General features: G+C 63.0%; 3 protein-coding genes and 2 pseudogenes. 1 reads left to right on the top strand and 4 read right to left on the bottom strand.

Annotation, left to right across the window (positions count from 1 at the left end; all coding sequences use genetic code 11):
• Together EOA60_RS22615 and EOA60_RS22610 are read right to left on the bottom strand one after the other, a co-directional pair.
• Positions 1-973 (bottom strand): annotated as a pseudogene (locus EOA60_RS22615) (KUP/HAK/KT family potassium transporter); the annotation flags it as partial.
• A 150-nt stretch (positions 974-1123) separates the two neighbouring features.
• Positions 1124-1864, bottom strand: coding sequence for a pyridoxine 5'-phosphate synthase (locus tag EOA60_RS22610; protein WP_067323265.1), 741 nt, complete (start codon positions 1862-1864; stop codon positions 1124-1126).
• 112 nt (positions 1865-1976) lie between these two features.
• On the opposite strand from EOA60_RS22610, the gene EOA60_RS22605 reads away from it, so the two are divergent.
• Positions 1977-2375: an STAS/SEC14 domain-containing protein gene (locus tag EOA60_RS22605; protein WP_095824879.1), complete on the top strand. Its 399-nt coding sequence runs from the start codon at positions 1977-1979 to the stop codon at positions 2373-2375.
• A 104-nt stretch (positions 2376-2479) separates the two neighbouring features.
• Here EOA60_RS22605 and EOA60_RS22600 read toward each other — a convergent pair whose 3' ends face one another.
• Together EOA60_RS22600 and EOA60_RS22595 are read right to left on the bottom strand one after the other, a co-directional pair.
• On the bottom strand, positions 2480-3607 hold the full coding sequence (locus EOA60_RS22600; RefSeq protein ID WP_095824880.1) for an ATP-dependent RecD-like DNA helicase: 1128 nt from the start codon (positions 3605-3607) through the stop codon (positions 2480-2482).
• A 143-nt stretch (positions 3608-3750) separates the two neighbouring features.
• Positions 3751-3924 (bottom strand): annotated as a pseudogene (locus EOA60_RS22595) (SH3-like domain-containing protein); the annotation flags it as partial.

Here is a 3924-nt window from a genome sequence, read left to right as displayed (position 1 = left end):
TCTCCGATGTGTGCTGCACCTCGATGCGCGGCAGAAGATTGAGCTGCACCGCCTGTCTGGTCAGCGAGAAGGCGCCGGAGATCACCGCCTGGCTGGCGATGACCGTCGCCGCCGTTGCCAGGGCGACCATCGGCATCAGCGCCCATTCGGGAAGCATCTGGAAGAACGGGTTGGTCGGCTTGCCGCCGTGCGAGAGCACGAAGGCGCCCTGCCCGAAATAGTTGAGGAGCAGGCAAGGGAAAACGATGGAAAACCAGGCCAGCACGATTGGCTTGCGGCCGAAATGGCCAAGGTCGACATAGAGCGCCTCGGCGCCGGTGACCGCGAGGAAAACCGCGCCGACGGTGACGAAGGCGCCCGTCGGCGTGGTGGCCAGGAAATAGACCGCATAGTAGGGGTTTATAGCCAACAGGACGGACCAATCGTCGACGATGTGATAGAGGCCGGCAACGCCGATGGCCACGAACCATGTCGCCGTGATGGGTCCAAAGACTGCCGCCACCTTGCCCGTGCCAAAACGCTGCACGGCGAAAAGCACCGCCAGAATCACCAGCGTGATCGGAACGACATAGGCATCGAGCGCCGGCGTGATGACTTCCAGGCCTTCAACCGCCGAAAGCACGGATATCGCCGGCGTGATGATCGAATCGCCGAAGAAGAGGGCCGCGCCGCAGAGGCCGATCACCAGGATCAGGCTGGAGCCCTGCGGATAGGCGCTCCGTGCCAGCGCCATCAGCGACAGCGTGCCGCCCTCGCCCTTATTGTCGGCCCTCAGCACGAAGGCGACATATTTGATCGTGACGATGATGGTGAGCGCCCAGACGATCAGCGACAGCACGCCGAGCACATCGTTGCGGGCCACCACTCCCCCTGAAGCATGGAGAGCCTCTCGAAAGGCGTAGATCGGACTGGTGCCGATATCGCCGTAGACGACGCCGAGCGCGCCGAGCATCAGAACCTTGGTGCTGTGCTGCCGCTCGGCCTCGGCATGGCCCAAAGGTTCGAGGGATTCTGTTTCGCTGGCGTTGGCTAGCACCATGAACCCCACTTCATCAGATTCGCCACGCTCCGAGGCTGCCGCAAAGCGCGGAACACGCCGGAGCTACGCAAGGCATTCCTCGCCCTACCATCCGCAGGCCTTCAAGAACCGCCCAACCGTGCCGGCCATGCCATACTCCAGCGCATCCGCTGTCAACCCATGTCCGATCGATACTTCGGCCAATGCGGGGATGCGTTTGATCAATGCCGGCAGATTGTTCACGGTCAAATCGTGGCCGGCATTGACCTGGAGTCCCGCCGCGAGTGCCGCGTCCGCGGTTTTTCCCAGTCTTTCCAATTCCTTGGCCGCCTTGGCGGAATCGGAATGGTAACCGCCATAGGGCCCGGTATAGAGCTCGATCCGATCGGCGCCGGTATCGCGCGCGGCATTCACGCCGGCCGCATCGGCGTCGGAAAACAGCGACACGCGAAACCCGCCCTTCTTCAGCCGCTTGACGATCGGTGTCAGGAACGCGGCCTGCGCGACGAAGTTCCAGCCGTGGTCCGACGTCGCCTGCGCCGGATCGTCGGGCACCAGTGTCACCTGCTCCGGCTGGTTATTCTCGACAAGCGCCAGGAAATCCTCTGTCGGGTAGCCCTCGATGTTGAATTCCGTCTTGGGGAACTCATCGTCGATCAGCGCCCTGATCTCCGGCAGGTCGGAATGTCTCGTATGCCGCTCATCGGGACGTGGATGGACGGTCAACCCATGCGCGCCGGCGGCAAGAGCGATGCGCCCCAGCCCCGTGACGCTCGGCCACGGCAGATCGCGTCGGTTGCGCAGCATGGCGACAGCGTTGAGGTTGACCGAAAGCTTTGCAGGCATGAATTGGCATCCAGCTTGGTTTTGGCGGGCATCTATAGCGCCTTTGCAGGGAACAGATAGTGGGTTTCCGGTGTTCCAGAGACTAGCTGATGGCCAACACAAGGATTTGCCAGTGAATTTCCTCGAGGCCGTGCCGGCGATACGCCGCATTGAAACCAACCGTGACGCGCTGTTTGCCATCGACGTCGTCGGCGATGTTTCGCCGGCGGATGCGGAAAACCTGTTCGGCCTGCTGGAAGCTGCCTATGCCCTGCACCCGAGGATCGACGTGCTGGTGCGGCTGACTGACGAGGAGAGCGTCGACTGGGCCAACATCTCGCAAGAGACGCTGCAGCAAGGTGTGGCCGACGCGCTGGAGCACGTCGTCCGTTGCGCAGCTATCGGCGAACCGCGCTGGGCATCGCTTGTCGGCGACTTCTTTCCGAAGGTTCTGCCGTTCGAATTCCGGCATTTCACCAGTGACGACGAAGCCGCGGCCTGGCAATGGCTCGATGCGAGGCCGGCAGAATAAGCGGACTGGAGCAATTCCAGGAAAGGTGTGACGGCTTTCCGTTCGGAATTGCGCCAAAACAACGAGCTAGAGGGGTTTGCCGTTTTCTGAACCGGTGAACCGCTCTATCGCACGATCGTCAGCCGCTCGGCCGCACGCGTGATGGCCGTGTAGAGCCAGCGTTGCCGGGTCTCCTTGAAGGCCCAGCTCTCGTCGAACAGCACGACGTCATTCCACTGCGAGCCCTGCGCCTTGTGCGCGGTCAGCGCATAGCCGTAGTCGAAATCGTCGAATCGCTTCTTCTGCTGCCATGGAATCTCGGCATCCGGATCCTCGAACGCCGCCTTCAGCAGCTTGATCTTGGCAACGCCGCGGTCGGGATCGTCCTCCTCCGGCGAGACCAGCAGGTTGATGCCGGGCTTCACCGTCTCGCGCGACGAGGTCATCACTTTCCACAGCGATCCGTTGAGCAGCCCCTTGGCCGGATCGTTGCGCAGGCAGACCAGCTTGTCGCCGGCCTGCGGATAATCGGCGGAAAAGCCCTTCAGCTCGCGCAGGCGCTGGTTGTAGCGCCGCCGCGTGCGGTTGGTGCCGACCAGCACCTGATCGGCTTTCATCACCAGATCCTGCGTGACCCCTTCCCTGCCGATCACCTGCGCCGTGCCGTAGTCGCCGTGCATGAACTCGCGGCCTTCTCGCACGTCGAGCGCCAGCCGGATGATAGGGTTGTCGCGTGCCTGGCGATGGATCTCGGTGAGCAGCACATCCGGCTCATGCTCGGTGAAGAAGCCGCCGCCGGAGATCGGCGGCAGCTGGGCCGGATCGCCGAGCACCAGGATCGGCGTGCCGAAGCTCTGCAGGTCGCGGCCGAGTTGCTCGTCGACCATCGAACACTCGTCGATGACGACCAGCTTGGCGCGCGCGATCGGACTTTGCCGGTTGAGTGAAAAGGTCGGCGACATCGACGTCTTGCCCGTCACCTGGTCCTCGACCGATTCCTCGCCCTTCGGCCTGTAGATCAGCGAATGGATGGTGCGGGCGTTGGTCGCTCCTTTGGAGCGCAGCATCTGGGCAGCCTTGCCGGTGAAGGCCGCGAATTGCACCTGCCCGTCGACGTGCTCGGCGAAATAGCGCGCAAGCGTCGTCTTGCCGGTGCCGGCATAGCCGAACAGGCGGAAGATCTGCGGCCGCCCGTCCTTCAGCCAGCGGCCGACCGCCTTCAAAGCCTCGTCCTGTTGGGGAGAGAATTCCATCAGTTCGACAGACCGGATTCGCGAGCGAAACACAAGGTTGGCGTGCCATCACCGGCGTCGTCGGCGACGGTCTCATTCATTATCAGCTCGGCACGCTATCAGGCGCAAACAAGAACGTAAAGGGAACGAAGTTTGAGTCCGGGCTACCGGTGGGCTCCGGGATCATTCTCCAGCAGGATCGGCTTGCCGTGCGGCGTGGCGTGGGCGGCACGCTCCCAGGCGGCCGCGAGCGCATCGATCTCGTGCTTGCCGGCGACGCCCTTGGTCGCCAGCAATTTTTCCAGCGCCGACAGCCAGTGCTCGTAATAGTCGTGGCC

Origin of the sequence: Mesorhizobium sp. M1A.F.Ca.IN.020.06.1.1 (genome assembly GCF_004023265.1) — a bacterium.
Classification (GTDB): Bacteria; Pseudomonadota; Alphaproteobacteria; order Rhizobiales; family Rhizobiaceae; genus Mesorhizobium.
The sequence above is the reverse complement of the archived record's forward strand: the minus strand, read 5'-3'. Positions and strand labels throughout refer to the sequence as shown.

Bases quoted from the DNA above. Each gene is read 5' to 3' on its own strand.
- EOA60_RS22600 (WP_095824880.1), bottom strand. From the start codon at position 3,607: ATGGAATTCTCTCCCCAACAGGACGAGGCTTTGAAGGCGGTCGGCCGC.
- EOA60_RS22610 (WP_067323265.1), bottom strand. From the start codon at position 1,864: ATGCCTGCAAAGCTTTCGGTCAACCTCAACGCTGTCGCCATGCTGCGC.